This window comes from Streptomyces typhae (assembly GCF_009755605.1).
Taxonomy (GTDB): Bacteria; Actinomycetota; Actinomycetes; order Streptomycetales; family Streptomycetaceae; genus Streptomyces; species Streptomyces typhae.
On sequence record NZ_WPNZ01000004.1, the window covers coordinates 194,841 to 208,580 of the forward strand.

At 69.6% G+C, this 13,740-nt stretch carries 13 protein-coding genes and 2 pseudogenes; 7 read left to right on the plus strand and 8 right to left on the minus strand.

From position 1 onward, the window contains the following. Positions 1-169 precede the first annotated feature (169 nt). Positions 170-1,297 (plus strand): FAD-dependent monooxygenase, encoded by a 1,128-nt coding sequence (locus tag GPA10_RS09255; RefSeq protein WP_246258959.1) that lies wholly within the window; start codon positions 170-172, stop codon positions 1,295-1,297. 93 nt (positions 1,298-1,390) lie between these two features. After that, entirely contained in the window at positions 1,391-2,371 is a 981-nt protein-coding gene (locus GPA10_RS09260; protein ID WP_343040577.1) for a helix-turn-helix transcriptional regulator, read from the plus strand. 163 nt (positions 2,372-2,534) lie between these two features. Here GPA10_RS09260 and GPA10_RS09265 read toward each other — a convergent pair whose 3' ends face one another. Beyond that, a complete protein-coding gene (locus GPA10_RS09265) occupies positions 2,535-3,413 on the minus strand; it encodes a glycoside hydrolase family 19 protein (protein WP_157165231.1) in 879 nt (292 codons plus the stop codon). A 214-nt stretch (positions 3,414-3,627) separates the two neighbouring features. On the opposite strand from GPA10_RS09265, the gene GPA10_RS09270 reads away from it, so the two are divergent. Continuing rightward, entirely contained in the window at positions 3,628-4,449 is an 822-nt protein-coding gene (locus GPA10_RS09270; protein WP_425505705.1) for an alpha/beta fold hydrolase, read from the plus strand. Between the two features lie 63 nt (positions 4,450-4,512). On the opposite strand, the gene GPA10_RS42295 is transcribed toward GPA10_RS09270, so the two are convergent. Together GPA10_RS42295 and GPA10_RS09280 are read right to left on the minus strand one after the other, a co-directional pair. After that, on the minus strand, positions 4,513-4,755 hold the full coding sequence (locus GPA10_RS42295) for an isochorismatase family protein (protein WP_246258960.1): 243 nt from the start codon (positions 4,753-4,755) through the stop codon (positions 4,513-4,515). A gap of 297 nt (positions 4,756-5,052) precedes the next feature. Further along, positions 5,053-6,066, minus strand: a complete 1,014-nt coding sequence (locus GPA10_RS09280) for a saccharopine dehydrogenase (protein ID WP_343040578.1) — start codon at positions 6,064-6,066, stop codon at positions 5,053-5,055. A gap of 85 nt (positions 6,067-6,151) precedes the next feature. Between GPA10_RS09280 and GPA10_RS09285 the strand changes: the two genes are divergently transcribed. Next, the gene (locus GPA10_RS09285) at positions 6,152-6,763 is read left to right on the plus strand and encodes a TetR/AcrR family transcriptional regulator (protein ID WP_157165063.1); all 612 of its coding nucleotides are present in this window, start codon (positions 6,152-6,154) and stop codon (positions 6,761-6,763) included. A 37-nt stretch (positions 6,764-6,800) separates the two neighbouring features. On the opposite strand, the gene GPA10_RS09290 is transcribed toward GPA10_RS09285, so the two are convergent. Beyond that, on the minus strand, positions 6,801-7,235 hold the full coding sequence (locus tag GPA10_RS09290; RefSeq protein WP_246258961.1) for a Rossmann-fold NAD(P)-binding domain-containing protein: 435 nt from the start codon (positions 7,233-7,235) through the stop codon (positions 6,801-6,803). 256 nt (positions 7,236-7,491) lie between these two features. On the opposite strand from GPA10_RS09290, the gene GPA10_RS09295 reads away from it, so the two are divergent. Beyond that, positions 7,492-8,901: an erythromycin esterase family protein gene (locus GPA10_RS09295; protein ID WP_157165064.1), complete on the plus strand. Its 1,410-nt coding sequence runs from the start codon at positions 7,492-7,494 to the stop codon at positions 8,899-8,901. A 165-nt stretch (positions 8,902-9,066) separates the two neighbouring features. After that, on the plus strand, positions 9,067-9,993 hold the full coding sequence (locus GPA10_RS09300; RefSeq protein WP_058847536.1) for a PIG-L deacetylase family protein: 927 nt from the start codon (positions 9,067-9,069) through the stop codon (positions 9,991-9,993). A gap of 218 nt (positions 9,994-10,211) precedes the next feature. Here the strand turns inward: GPA10_RS09300 and GPA10_RS42300 are convergent, their stop codons facing one another. Next, the gene (locus tag GPA10_RS42300; RefSeq protein ID WP_246258962.1) at positions 10,212-10,370 is read right to left on the minus strand and encodes a hypothetical protein; all 159 of its coding nucleotides are present in this window, start codon (positions 10,368-10,370) and stop codon (positions 10,212-10,214) included. A 178-nt stretch (positions 10,371-10,548) separates the two neighbouring features. Here GPA10_RS42300 and GPA10_RS09310 point away from each other — a divergent pair. Beyond that, positions 10,549-10,986 (plus strand): annotated as a pseudogene (locus tag GPA10_RS09310) (nucleotidyl transferase AbiEii/AbiGii toxin family protein); the annotation flags it as partial. 173 nt (positions 10,987-11,159) lie between these two features. On the opposite strand, the gene GPA10_RS09315 reads toward GPA10_RS09310, so the two are convergent. From GPA10_RS09315 to GPA10_RS09325, 3 genes and pseudogenes are all read right to left on the minus strand, one after another. After that, positions 11,160-11,486 (minus strand): hypothetical protein, encoded by a 327-nt coding sequence (locus GPA10_RS09315; RefSeq protein WP_157165065.1) that lies wholly within the window; start codon positions 11,484-11,486, stop codon positions 11,160-11,162. A 12-nt stretch (positions 11,487-11,498) separates the two neighbouring features. Next, complete coding sequence (locus GPA10_RS09320; RefSeq protein ID WP_157165066.1) at positions 11,499-11,813, minus strand: hypothetical protein; 315 nt, start codon at positions 11,811-11,813, stop codon at positions 11,499-11,501. A 767-nt stretch (positions 11,814-12,580) separates the two neighbouring features. Then, positions 12,581-13,736: pseudogene (locus tag GPA10_RS09325) on the minus strand (RHS repeat-associated core domain-containing protein); the annotation flags it as partial. Positions 13,737-13,740: the final 4 nt, after the last annotated feature.

The following is a 13,740-nucleotide window of genomic DNA, read 5'->3' on the forward strand; positions in this document are numbered from 1 at the left end:
GGAACGGAAGGACGGAGGAAGGGGGGGACGGAGGAAGGGGAGGACGGTGCATCCGGGTCCGGGGTCGTCCGCGTGTCTGCCGACAGCGGATGGTCCCTGCCTGATGCGGACAAGGCGGAGCGTCGGCGCCCCCTACGGTGATGCGGAAATCGGCGCTCTGGAGGGGTACATGGACAGCGACCGCGGTGCGAGGACAGCCTTGATCGTGGGGGCGGGCGTGGCCGGTCTGGCAGCGGCCACCGCCCTGGCGCGCGAGGGGTGGCAGGTCGAGATCGCCGAAGTCGGCCCGCCGGACGCGACGTCCGGGTGGGGGTTGTGTCTGACCGGCCCCGCGCTGCGCGCGCTGGACGCGCTGGGTCTGGCGGACGCGTGTCTGGCCGAGGGCTGCGGCATGAGCGCCATCACGCACGTGGACGTGCACGGCGAGCCCGCCGACACGGTCCGGTTGCCGCGTCTCATCGGCGCGCGACGGCCCGCGATGGCGGGCATCGCGCGCCCCGTACTGCATCGCATCCTGTACGCGGAAGCCGAGAGGCGCGGTGTCGTGGTGCGCCATGGCCTGACCGCCGCCGCGGTGGACCAGGACGGGGGTCCGGTCCGCGTGCGGTTGTCGGACGGGACGGTCCGCGAGGTCGCGCTGCTGGTGGGCGCGGACGGGATCCGCTCGTCGACACGGGACCTGCTGGGGCTCGCGTCCGCGCGCGCCTTCCACGGCCAGATGGTGTGGCGGGCCCTGGTGCCCCGTCCGCGCTGGGCCGTCGGCATTCATCAGTTCGCCGGGAAGACCGGCACGGCCGGACTCGTGCCCGTCTCGGACGGGCAGGCGTATGTGTTCCTGACGGAGAACGGCGTCGGGCTCAGCAGCCTGCCCGACGCCGAACTCGCCCCGCGCCTGCGTCACTTGCTCGAACCCTTCCAGGGCAGGGTGGCGGAGCTCCTCCCCCTGATCTCCGCGTCGCACGCGGTGGTGCGCCGTCCGGTCCTGACGGATTTCTTGGAAGGTGCCTGGAACCGGGGCGGAGCCGTGGTCATCGGTGAAGCCGCGCACGCACCCGCCCCGCAGATGGCCAGTGGCGCCGCCCTGGCCGTCGAGGACGGTCTCGTACTGGCCCGCGAACTCGGACGGCACGACTCCGTCGGCGCGGGGCTCCAGGCCTTCGTCCGGCGGCGCAGGCGGCGGTGCCGAACGCTGGTGGAGACCTCGGTGACGATCGTCGCCCTGGAGCGGGCGCGGCGCCACCACGAGGCATATCCGCTGGTCGATTCCTGTCACCGGCTGATGGCCGAGCCTGTGTGAGCGGCGGCGGCCCCGCCGACCGCAGCCGGACACCATGCAGGGCAACAGGTGCTGTGCCGACCGACAATGGGCGTTCAAGGAGGGCCCACCATCGTGCCGACACCGCTGTGCAACCACCTCATCACCAGGTCGCGGAACCCCGCCGACCTGCTCAACGCCACCACCCGCCTGTTCGGCGGCTCGATCGCGGCCTCGCCGCTGGGTGAGCTGTGCGGCGGCGTGCACGAACTGCGCGGAGCAGCCGCGCACGACTTCGCGGTGGGCTGCTTCGCCTCACCCCTCGATGTGCGCGTCACCTCGGCCGTGTCCGGCCGCTGCGGCTCGTACTTCGTCAACGTCGGTCTCTCCGGCGCCCTTTCGGCATCCCGTGGCGACATCCGGGCGACCCTGGACGACGCCACGGCAGGCATCGCCAACCCCGGCGACACCCAGGAACTGCGGCCCCTGCCCGGCCGCAGGACGCGGTTCCTGGCCCTGCGCGTCGACGCCGCCCTGGTCGACGAGGAGTTCGCCGCGCTGCGGGGGCACCCGCCGGTGTCCCCTGTACGCTTCGACTTCGCCCTCGACCTGGCCCGGCCCGAGGGCCGAGCGGTACGGCTCCTGTTCCGCTCCCTGGTCGCGCAACTCGACGCGGCGGAACCCCTGTTCCGGCGCGCGGAGCTCCAGCGCAGCCAACTGCGCTGCCTCGTCACCGCCCTGCTCCTCGCCCAGCCGCACTCACACACCGCCGAGCTGCGCGACGGTCCGCTAACCGGTCACCCGCGCCCCCTGCGGGTGGCTCTCGCGTTCATCGAGGCGAACCTCGCCGAGCGTCTCGGCCTCGACGGCATCGCGCATGCCGCGGGCTGCAGCCCGCGCACCCTCAGCTCCCTGTTCCGCGGCAGGCTGGGCCTCTCCCCCATGTCCTACGTCCGCAACCTACGGCTCGACCGCATCCGTGAGGACATCCTCACCTCCGCCGACCCCATCGGCACGATCGCCTACCGGTGGGGTGTCGCGCACCTCGGCCGCTTCGCCCGCGAGTACCGCGACCGCTTCGCGGAACTGCCCTCCGAGACCGCGACGCGCAGATGAACGGAACAGCGCAGATGAACGGAACAGCTTCGGACCCGACACCTCTTCCTCTCCGGCTCCTCTCCGGTTCCCCCCCGGCTCCTCTCCGGTCCCCCTCCAGTTCCTCTCCGGCAGGGGGATCGAGACCCGGCGGCGGCAGCTCCGGTGCGGGCAGCGGCCCGCGTCAGCAGGTGAGCCCGGACCCCGGCGCCGTACCGACGATCGCGGTGATCCGCTCGTAACGGGCCACCCTTGAGGCCACCGACTCCGGGTTGCCGCCGTCGCATTCCAGCGCGCCGTTGAGGGAGCGGATGGTCTGGCCGAAGCCCGCGCCGCCGACCATCGCCTCGTGGGAGGTCATCGTGCCGGGGCCGTTCTGGGTGTTCCAGTACCAGAGGGCGGTCTGCCAGGCCACCGACGGGTCGCGCTCCACCATCCACGGGTCGTTCAGCAGGTCCAGGCCGAGCGCGTCACCGGCGGCCTTGTAGTTGAAGTTCCAGCTGAACATGATCGGGCCGCGGCCGTAGTACGCCTTCCGCCCCGCCGGGCAGCCGTAGGGGCGGCTGTCGTCGCACTTGCGCCCGTAGTTGGCCTCGTTGATCTCCTTGACGTACCGCAGCCCGACCGACTCGAAGTCCGCGTGCGTCAGGAAGGCGGCGGCCTCCCGCGCCCGGGTCTGCGGCGTACCCGTGTTGGCGAAGCCCGGGTAGGCGTGCAGCGCGTCGATCAGCCCCTGGTACGTGTAGAAGGGGTTGCGCTCCGGGAAGATCGCGTCGAACTGCGCCTCGCTGATGACGAAGTCCGACACCCTTCCGGCGCAGGCACCCCGGTCCGCCCAGACGCCGGTGGCGCCCGGATTCTCGTTCTGGGTCCACCACTTGGCGCTCCAGTTGCGCCCGTGGTGGGAGACGGTGCCCCCGGACGAGTAGGCGGTGGTGGCGCTCCACGACGGCGCGCAGGCGGGCTTGTCCCCGGCCGCCGCGGCGGGAGCGGCGGCGGGGAGGAAGGCGGCCGTGGCGACGGCGGCGCCCAGTGCGGCCAGGAACCTCTTGATGCGATTCAGCGCTGCTCACTCCTTCGGCGCGACGCGCCGAGCACCTCGGCGGGCCCACGTGACGTGCCGGTCACTCAATCCCTACTGGTCTGGACCTGTCAAGGTCTGGACCTGTATGCGCGAGGCGCGCCACCGAACGGACCAAGCAGATCCCGGCCGCTGAGGCATCGAAGCGCGCTTCGTGTGGAAGGTGGTGCCCATGAGGCAGGAGAGGAGAGCAGCTGTGGACTGGACACTGGACGAGGAATTCGAGACGCCCCAAGGAGTGGTCCGGTGGGCGACGCTGGGCAGCGGAGACCCACTCGTACTGGTGCACGGCACACCGTACTCCTCCTTCCTGTGGCGGGACATCGCTCCCGCGCTCGCCCGTGAGCGCAAGGTCTTCTTCTTCGACCACCTCGGCTTCGGCCAGTCCGAGCAGCGCGAGGGCCAGGACCTGAGCCTGGCGGCCCACGCGGAGAACTTCGCCCGGCTCCTCGACCACTGGGGGCTGTCGCGCCCCAGCGTTGTGGCGCACGACATCGGCGGGGCCGTGGCGCTACGGACCCTGCTGCTGGAGCAGAGGAGCTACCGGGACCTGACTCTCTTCGACGCGGTGAGCGGCGGCGCCTGGGAGCGAGGACTCTTCCAGCTCTTCCTCGAGCACGAGGAGGTCTTCCGCGAGCTTCCCGGCTACGCGCACGAAGCGCTGGTCGCCGCCCATCTGCGGCATGCCACGCACACCGGGTTCCGGCCGGGGATCCTCGACGCCTTCCTCGCTCCGTGGCGCGGGGAGAAGGGCCAGGCGGCGTTCTACCGTCAGTACAGCCAGATCAGGCAGGCGGACACGACCGCGTACGAGCAGCTGCTGCACGGCATCTCGATCCCGGTACGGATCGTCTGGGGCCGCGAGGACCGCATCCTCCCCCCGGAGTACGCCGAGTGGCTGCACGAACACGTCCCGCAGGCGGAGCTGCACTGGATCGAGGGCGCCGGCCACCTCCTCCAGGAGGACGCACCCGGGCAACTGCTGGCCCTTCTGTCAGCGGAATTCGCGTCGGCCTGAGCTGCGGGGCCGCTGAGCGGGTCATCCGGCCCATGGACACCGGCGAGACCCATGGACACCGGCTCATGTCGAGGTGGCTGTGGCCAGTCGGTCGGTGATCTCTTCGGCGGTCAGGACGAGGGCGAAACCCTTGCGCAGGACCGCGAGTTCAGGTTCCTGGCGGGACTCGTCGTCGGTGGCCGTGACGTCGGAGCCGAAGACGACCTTGTAGCCGCGCTCGTACGCCTGCCGGGCCGTGGTGCCGCAGCAGTAGTTGGTGAGCGTTCCCGTGACGATGACCGTGTCGCGGCCGAGGTTGCGCAGCATCGTGTCGAGCGGGGTGCGTAGAACGCCCCGTAGGAGGGCTTGCGGATGATGGCCTCGCCGGGGTGGCAGCCCATCGGGGCCCACACCTCGGCAGGGCCCGGCCGGCGCCAGTCGGTGTCGGCGTGCGGGAGAGACCGCAAGGCGTGCGGTCGGTCCAGCCCTGCCCACGGTGTGCGTCCTGTGCTGAAGGTGGTGGCGCGAAGGGAGCGGAGGGGTTCCGCCGGGGCCGCGTACCGGGTGCCCCGCGCGGGCGACCGGCGGCATACGGAGAAGGGCGCGACTCCCCCGCGGTGCAGGTCAGCCGACGCCGGACACATCGATGAAGACAGCGCCGGCCTCGGTCATCCTCTCGACCGCGTAGGCCGGGTCGAGCAGCGTCTCGGGAGTGTGGATGCCCGGCGTGACGGCGTCGCCGCGCAGCCCGAGCAGCCGCTCGGTGCCGAGCGCGATGCCGAGTGCGGTCAAGGGACACTGCCCTGCCGGATGGACCAGGTAGCTGCTCGTGCCGAGCGGCGCGCCCCCTCGGCCCGCGCCTTCGATGTCGATCCGGACCTCGAAGGAAGCGGGTTCGCCGCGGCGTCGGCCGGCGGACTCGCCGACGGCGAAGTCGAAGCGGACATCGGGCGCGTCCGTCGCGAGAGCGAGGCTCGGCACGTCGAGGATGGCGATGCTCTGGGCGGGCACGACGGTGCCATCGGTACTGCGCACGTCCGCTTGTGCGCCGGGGCCGCTGATCCAGGTGAAGACTCCGTCCCGGCGTACCATCCCCGCCGAGGTGGCGGTGGACCACCGCTGCAGATCCGCTCCTCCCGCGGGCCCGCCGGTGTCCTGGTCGTCCAGGACGGCACCGATGCGGAGGTTGTCGATCCGGTCGAACGGCCGGGCCGAGTGCAGAGCCGCGAGGACGACGGTTCCGGCGCAGTAGTGGCTGGCCAGCAGGATCGGTGCGGCACCTGTCCGGTGGGCGCCCGCGACGACCTCCGGTGCGATGTCCGTCAGGCCGCTGGAGATGCTGAGGTAGGGCAACCCGCGCCGCTGTGCGTAGCGCAGCCCGTTCAGGTGGTTGTCCCACAGTGCGGCGATCACCGCCGAGTAGTGGTGATCGGCCGGTAGGCCGAGATCGCCGCGCCGCAGATCGGTGGTCACCGCCGTCGCGGTGCCCAGTTCGTCGGCCACCCGCCGGGCGCGGCCGATGTCCCGCCCCGCGATCGTCAGCGGCAGGTCCGGATGCCATTGCCGCAGGAAGGCGGCGGCCCGCGCACCCGCCTGCCCCGTACCACCCAAGATCAGTACCGATTCCGGCTGCCCCACTGCGGTTTCTCCTCACATCCACGAAGCTACATTTTGTAACTTACTTTTTGTAGCCTAAGTTGGAGTACGAACACAAGGGGGGACCATGGCCACGACACCGGCCCGCCTGACCAAACAGGCCAGGCGGGAGCAGTTGCTCGACACCGCCGCGGCGATCGTGCGCACGCACGGCGCCGACGGTCTGACGCTGGTCACCCTCGCGGAGGAAGCCGGGGTGAGCCGGCCGATCGCGTACGACCACTTCGCCACGCGCCCCGGCCTGCTGCTCGCTCTCCACCGGCGACTCGACGAACGCCACCGGGCCGCGATCGCACAGGCACTGCAGGACGCGACACCCAGCGCCGGCGAGACCGCCCGAGTCATCAGCACCGCCTACTTCGCCTGCGCCACCGACATGCCGGAGCTCGGCGCCGTATCCGCCGCGCTGAGGGGAAACCCGGAAATGGATACGGTCCTGCACGAGCTGACGGACAGCTACACGGACTTGATGGCGGCGGCGCTGCTACCGTACTCCGGCCTCGCGCTCCCGCCCCTCCGGCTGGGCTGCGTCGGCATGCTGGGCGCGGCCGAGGCGATCGCCGCCGAACTGAACCGAGGCCGGACCACCCACGGCGAGGCGGTCACCGCGCTGACCGGCCTCATTCTGGGCAGCCTCGACACCAAGGCCGGCGGTCCCGACGCCAAGGCCGACCGTTAGAGGCCGTCTTCACCTGAGAGGTCGGCGCGGACTCGGTCTACCGGTTCGCGTGCGCGGCTTCGCGAGAGGCGGCCCGGTTCGTGCGGGCGACCGCGCGGCCCGTCGCGTTGCGCACCGCGAGGCCCGGACGGGTGCGGGGCACCATGAACCTGGAGAGCAGACCGACGCGTCGCTGCCGCGGACCCACCTCGCGGCGCAGCCGCGACTCGTAGGCGGCGAAGGCGCGGACGTGGTCACCGGGGTGGGCGGCGAGCTCCTCCGCGAGGGCGTACGCGCCCGCCATCGCCATGCTCGACCCGTCACCCAGCAAGGCTGTCGCCGCCGCCGCGTCCCCGAGTAGTACGACCCGGCCGCGGGACCACGAGGGCACCCGGACGGTGGTCAGGGGGTCGAAGAACGGAGCCGGGTGGTCGAGGAACGCCGCCACGAGTTCGGGCGCCCGCCACCGTACGTCGGCGTAGGCATCGGCCACGTTCTGCTTGTGCAGGGCGATGTTCTTGCGGTCGTGGGGCGCCGGGTGCGCGGCCCGGAAGGTGGAGGATGAGGTTCCCCTACGGTCCTCACTTACTGTGCCGCCGGGCACTCTCCAGGTAACGGTTGCGGGCCTCGTACCTCGTAGACCCTCGTAGACCTGCCGGAAAGCCGTCGGAAGGTGTAGCCAGCCCCCGGGCCGAAGGGGGAGCGCGGTGTATGGTGCAGGGCGCCCGCGTGCGGCGAGAGTTGGGCCCATGAACACGCACAAGGCCCTGCTCACCGCCCTGCTCGTCCCGCTCGGTGCCACCCTGGCCGTCGCCCCGGCCGTCTCCGCCGCCACTGCCCCCGCCCCGGCCCCCGTCCCGGCCGCCGTCAACGCCGCGCCCTTTGGCCCGCAGGAGGTTTCGGGCGCCGCGTTCCGTTCTCCCGAGGCGGCCCTGGGCCAGGTGGCCCACCCGCTGCGCACCACCGCCCCCCGCGGCAATCTGGCCGATCTGCGCCCGTTCGGCCGGATGGTCGGCGACGCCAGGGTGGTGGGCGTGGGCGAGGCCACCCACAGCTCGCACGAGTTCTTCACCGTCAAGCACCGCATCCTGCGATACCTGGTCCAGGAGAAGGGCTTCAGGGCCTTCGCCCTGGAAGCCCCGTGGAGCACCGGACTGCGGCTCGACGCCTACCTCGTACGCGGCGAGGGCGACCTGAAGCAGATCATGGACGAGGAGTTCCAGGGCACCTACCGGTTCTGGAACAACGCCGCCTACCGCGATCTGCTCCAGTGGATGCGCGCGTACAACGTCAAGCACCCCGAGGACCCGGTCCGCTTCGTCGGCGACGACAACGGTTTCGCCGGCGCCGAGTTGTACGACAGGGTGAGCGCCTACGCAGCCAAGGCCCGCCCCGGGATCGCCGGCCGGCTCACCGGGCTGTACCGGGGCCTGCGGCCCGCAACCGATGCCGAGACCTACGTCAACGACTACCTTGCCAAGCCGCTGGCCGAACGCAAGAAGCTCGCCGAGCGGACCGGCCGGGCGGTGGACCTGCTCAAGCAGCGGCCCGGCACGGGCTCCGACGCCGACGCGCATGCGTGGGCCGTCCAGCACGCCACCGCGATCCACCAGATGACCACCTTGTACGCCTTCGACTGGGACGATCCGAAGAGCATTCCCGACGCCATGCGCTACCGCGACCAGACCATGGCCCAGAACGTCGCCTGGTGGCAGCAGCGGACCGACGACAAGATCGTCCTCGCCGCCCACAACAGCCACATCGCTCTCAAGACCTACGCCCCCGGCAGTCATCCGAAGATCCAGGGCGAATTCCTCCGCGAGAAGCTGGGCCACGGCTACCTCAGTGTCGGCCTCACCTTCGACCAGGGCTCGTTCAACGCCCTCGGCCAGGACGGCGGCGTCCACCGCTTCACCGTCAACCCGGCCGCGCCCGGCACCGCCGAGCACACCCTGGACCGGGTGCGGTACCGCGACTTCGTGGTGGACCTGCGCAACACCCCCGCCACCGCCCGCGCCTGGCTCACCGCGCCGCACACCGTCAAGAACATCGGCGCCACCTACCCCGGCATCGCGGACGCCCCGCGGATCCAGCTCGCGAAGACGCACGACGTCGTCATCCACCTGCAGCGCGTGCAGGCGGCCCGCATGCTCGACTAGCACCGGACCCGCGCGGAGCGGCGGTTCCGTGCCGCGGCGGCAGCAGAACATGAGCCGGACGTGAGCGGCTCATGTGACCGTGATGAACAGACAACAACCGTGTCCACCCTGTTCCGCGCACCCGACCGGGAGCAGGGCCCGCACGCCGAAAACAGGAGTCACCGCATGACCGTCCCCCAGCACCACGGCACCGTCCCGACCGGTCCTTCCCGCAGGTCGGTCCTGACCGCCGCGGGTCTGACGGCTGCGGGCGTCGCGCTCCAGGGGTCCTGGGGAGCCACGAGCGCCGCCGCGGCGGCAGCCCCCGCGATCTTCTATTCGCCGCACCAGGACGACGAAGCGATCGGGATGGCCGGTTCCATCCTGGAGCACAAGGCAGCGGGCAGACCGGTCTACCTCGTGCTCGTGTCCAGGGGCGAGAACGGCGGTATCGCCGAGTACCTGAACCGGACACCGTGCGTCCTGGGCAGCAAGTGCTCGGCTCCCGGTCACCGCCACGAGCTGGGCTGGCAGGAGACCTGGCCGACCCCCGAGGTGGTTTCGGCCCGTACGTCGGAGTTCAACGCGTCGGCCAAAGCCCTCGGCGTCGACAAGGTCATCAACTTCAAGCTCTCCGACACCGCTTACGGCACCGAGAGCGAGTACGAAGCCTTCGTCAAGAAGATCATGAGCAAGGTCCGCGGGCTCATCCAGCAGTATCCGAAGGCTTCGCACAAGTTCGCTGCCGGGTGGCTGGACACGACCAATCCGTCGCAGCCCACGAACGCCACGCACAAGGCGTGCAGCGACGCCGCATACTGGTTGCACGACAACGGCGAGCTCAAGGACGTACGCTTCAACCACATCTACACCTACGAGGCGTTCAGCCGCAGCCAGCGCGACCGCGGCGCGGACTACGTGCTCAACATCCCCTCCGCGCACATGAAGAAGAAGCGGGCGGCGATCCTCTCGTACAACACGTGGGACCCGAACCGGAACCTCTACACCACCGGCTACCACAGCGTGCCGACCATGCTGGAAGAGGCATACAGCGACCCGCGTGAATTCGTGTACGCGCTGCCGTCCGACTACACCCCCGGCCGGGGGAAGTGAGCAGGGCAGGTCCGCTCGGGACCTCGCGGGCCGAGGCCCAGAGATGACCGGGTCGCCGGTCACCCTCGCGCCGGGCCGGCCGGGCTTGTGATTCCTCGCCTCTGATCGCAGGCCGGACTTCACGACCCTGGGCTCGACGGCGGGCTGCTGCCCGGTCGTGCCGGGCGGTGCGGCAGGTGGCCTCGGGAACCGTCTTCCGGGGCCACCTTCGCTGCGTCTCAGACCGTGTAGGCGGTCCAGCCGACGGTCTCCGCGGCGTGCACGCCATTGCTCTGGACACCCGCGCCGAAGAGCTCGTTCATACGGGTGAGGAAGCCGGTCTCCCTCACGTCGGCCAGACGCAGTCCCGGCGTGTCGGAGCCGTTGAAGGTCTGCACCGTGGCCTGCGTGATGATGTTCGAGTCGGCCGGGAACGGGGTGGGGTAGTCGACCCGTGTGAAGGTGCTGGTGTTGCCGCTCTTCGTCTCGACAGGTGTCCTGCGACGACAGTTCCAGCTTGCCCGTCTGGATCATGCTCAGGGCTTCGCCCTTCGTTTCGGTCCGCCGAAGGCGCCGAACCCGGCCCCCGTGGACGAGATCATCCACACGCTCAGCGCCGGCCTCACCACCCGCGGCTGGAACGTGCGGCAGATCGAGACCGACCCGCTCTCCGGCCGCCTCATCGTCACCGACACCACATCCCGCCAGGAGTGCGAGGTCGACGTCCTCAAAAAGGCGTTCTGGTCCCCGCCCACCCCCACCGAGCACGGCCTCGTCCTCGCCCTCGACGACGTCATCGGCACCAAGGTCCGCGCCCTGGCCGACCGTGGCGCGGCACGCGACCTCATCGACATCCACGCCGCCTGACACCACCGCACCACCGCCGAACTGGAAACCCTCGGCCGCCGCCACGCCCGCACCGAGTTCAGCCTCCACAACCTCCGTGACCGCGCCACCGGCGCCGAATGGTGGGACGACGAGGACTTCGCCGACTACGGGCTGAGCGACGACCAGATCCACAGCCCTCTGATCACCGAAGACCTCGCAGACGGATCCGACGCGCCCTGGTGATCGGCGCGGGCGCCAGTTCCAGATCGCGGCCCACGGGCTGGACCGCTGCCGTCCGGCACAGGCGAAGACCCCCGCACCACTTCGATACGGGGGTCGTGCGTGGCACCGGCAGGCCGTCAGTCGATGCGTTCTCCGAGCCTGGCTGACTGCTTCTCCGCGTTCTTCGTGTGCCACCACTCGAAGAGGCGGATACGGAACTCCGCGGCGACAGCGCGCACCAGGTGGTGGGGCGGTGTTCCGTTGAACAGCGCCATTGCTGAGCGGTCACTGTCCAGTCGGACGCGCCAGCGCTGGCGGTAGGCGGTGAGCTCCAGGACGAGAGTGAAGCTGCGGCCGCTTTCCACCACTTCCAAGGCGGTGATGTCCAACTCCTCCTGAGCGTCGTCCAGTTGCCCCATGAGGTGCGGCACGAGCAGGTCCCGTACCTGTTCGGCTGTCGCCATGGCCGTGTCCTCCTAGCAGGAAGCGGCGAGACTCGAGGGCTTGTACGCGGTGATGACGCCCTGCGGCTTGATCCTGCGGTCAGCGCTGTAGGCGCCGGGGTTCGTGATGACCTTGAACAGGGTCCTGGGAGGGCACCCGGCGAACTTGCGCTCGTAGATCCTCTCCCCGGGCCGGTTCGAGGTGAGGGTACCGCTCCACACCGTCTGGCTGATCTTCTCGTCGAAACTGCCGCTCCAGCGACCCGACTTCACCAGGTGCTTGTACCCCCAGCGATCGTTGCCGCAGCGCAGCGGGACCATGACGGACCCGCGGTAGCACTTCTTCACGATGTGCTTCTTGGGCTTGCCCTTCCTGCGGCCGGGGCCGCTGGCGGGGCGATACGGACCCCCGGCGAAGCGGTGGCCGGAGGAGGGTTGCAGGAGCGGTACGGGCTCACTCTTTCGTGGGAATGGAGGGGATTTTCCTCCCGAAGCAGGAGCTCTGCATGTGTGTCCCCGCTCGTCTGGGTGAGTTCACTGCCGAAACATGCGGTGGCCCGGCGGCAGAGTCCAGGCGGGGGAAGCCACTGGTCCTGGCGGCTTGAGAAGTGGTCAAGCATGGCCTGTGCCTGCGGTAGAAGTCGCGCTCAGCGGGCTACGGACGCAAGCTTCCGCCCTGGAAACCGAATTACCCAATTCGGAGAAATTCATGTGCGATAGCCCGAGAGCTGGCGTTGCTGGCTCTTGTGCCCGCGCAGGAACAGACCAGTCGCTATCGCAGCGCTTCCCACGAAAATCGATATCCACTTGGACCCGCCAAACGCCGCCCACAACAGGCAGAAGAGGCCACCGCAACAGATGAGTCCCCATGAAACACTCCTCTGTACCGACGGTCGCATGCTCGTGTGCCTTTCATCGGCGCTTTTGGTAATGCCGCGCCACAAGTATGATCAGAACCACGGCCGTAAGGGATACCACCAGGATGGGCAGATGCCATCCGTCGGGGATCCAAGAACCTCTACCTTCCGATGCCAGCCATATGTCGCTCACAAGGCACCTCCCTGCGCACCAGGCTGCCCATGAGCAGGAATCCCCCCGGGCAGCTCGGATAAGAATTAGGACCAAGCTTCTACGGTTTTGTTTTCAGCGCACGATCCGGCCGCTTCGTCGGCCGCTATGCAGGGAGTTGCAACAGCGGCGCCCGTCGAAGGCCCTCCAAGATAAGTACCTGCACCGATGCAAGTAAATTCAACGGCCGCGCCGACTGCCCCGGCGAAGGCATTCCCTGCCGCTTTGCCCCACTGGCCATCCAGGCTTGCATTCCACGCTCGGCCGACGGTATCGATGGTGTTTGCCACCCCTACAGCCTTGAGGACCTGTCCGAAAGGAAGGGTGCCGTTGCTTGTTGACGGGGTCGCCTTCGGCGTACAGGTAGGGATTCTTCTCCTGGCCGGAGGGGTCGGGCTGGGTGAAGCGGGTCATGTGCGGGTCGTAGTAGCGGGCCGCGAAGTGGTACAGGCCGGTGGGGTCCTGGTAGCCGCCCGCGAAGCGGTAGGGCTGGGAGACCTTCTCCGAGGTCGCAGCACGTTCGACGCCGCGGGGACTGTAGCTATAGGTGTTGACCTTGGTGCCGGACTCGTCGGTGAGCGCGACGACGGAGCCGAGCGCGTCGGTGAGGTAGTAGTACGACTTGCCCCCGGTCGTCATGGAGTTCAGCGTGCCCCCGGGCTCCCGGTTGAATCCCGTGTCCACACCGGCCGTGCTCTTCACCGAAAGGCCCAGCGGCCCGTTGTGGAAGAACGTGTCCCCCAGCCGGATGCGTTCGCTCTGGTCAGTGGAGCCGTACTGGCCCTCATATGTCGTGCCGCCGACAGTGCTCGAGGTCATCTGGCTGAAGTCGGACCACTGCTCGCCGGTGCGGGTGCCCTCAAGGCTTGAGGCTCCCGAGGTCTCGTTCCCGGCCGCGTCGTAGGACCAGTTGGCGCCGCTGCCGTTCTTCGCCGTGATCTGCTCGGCGTCGTTGATGGTGAACGTGGAGTCGCTCGGGCAGCCCTTGCCGGTGCCCTGCGAAGTGAGGTTCCCGGCTTGGTCGAAGCAGTACCGCCAGGAGTAGGTGGGCGTGGACCCCTTCTCCTCCTTGGCGTAGGAGAACCGGCCAGCACTGTCGTAGGTGTAGCTGATCTTCAAATCGGCGACCGCGTCCGTGCGGGTGCGGACCTTCGTGCCGTCCTGACCCGCGTCGGCGTAGGTGTAGGACAGGTCGACCAGGGTGGCC

Bases quoted from the DNA above. Each gene is read 5' to 3' on its own strand.
- GPA10_RS09255 (WP_246258959.1), top strand. From the start codon at position 170: ATGGACAGCGACCGCGGTGCGAGGACAGCCTTGATCGTGGGGGCGGGC.
- GPA10_RS42295 (WP_246258960.1), bottom strand. From the start codon at position 4,755: ATGCTGCGCAACCTCGGCCGCGACACGGTCATCGTCACGGGAACGCTC.
- GPA10_RS09285 (WP_157165063.1), top strand. From the start codon at position 6,152: ATGGCCACGACACCGGCCCGCCTGACCAAACAGGCCAGGCGGGAGCAG.
- GPA10_RS09295 (WP_157165064.1), top strand. From the start codon at position 7,492: ATGAACACGCACAAGGCCCTGCTCACCGCCCTGCTCGTCCCGCTCGGT.
- GPA10_RS09300 (WP_058847536.1), top strand. From the start codon at position 9,067: ATGACCGTCCCCCAGCACCACGGCACCGTCCCGACCGGTCCTTCCCGC.
- GPA10_RS09315 (WP_157165065.1), bottom strand. From the start codon at position 11,486: ATGGCGACAGCCGAACAGGTACGGGACCTGCTCGTGCCGCACCTCATG.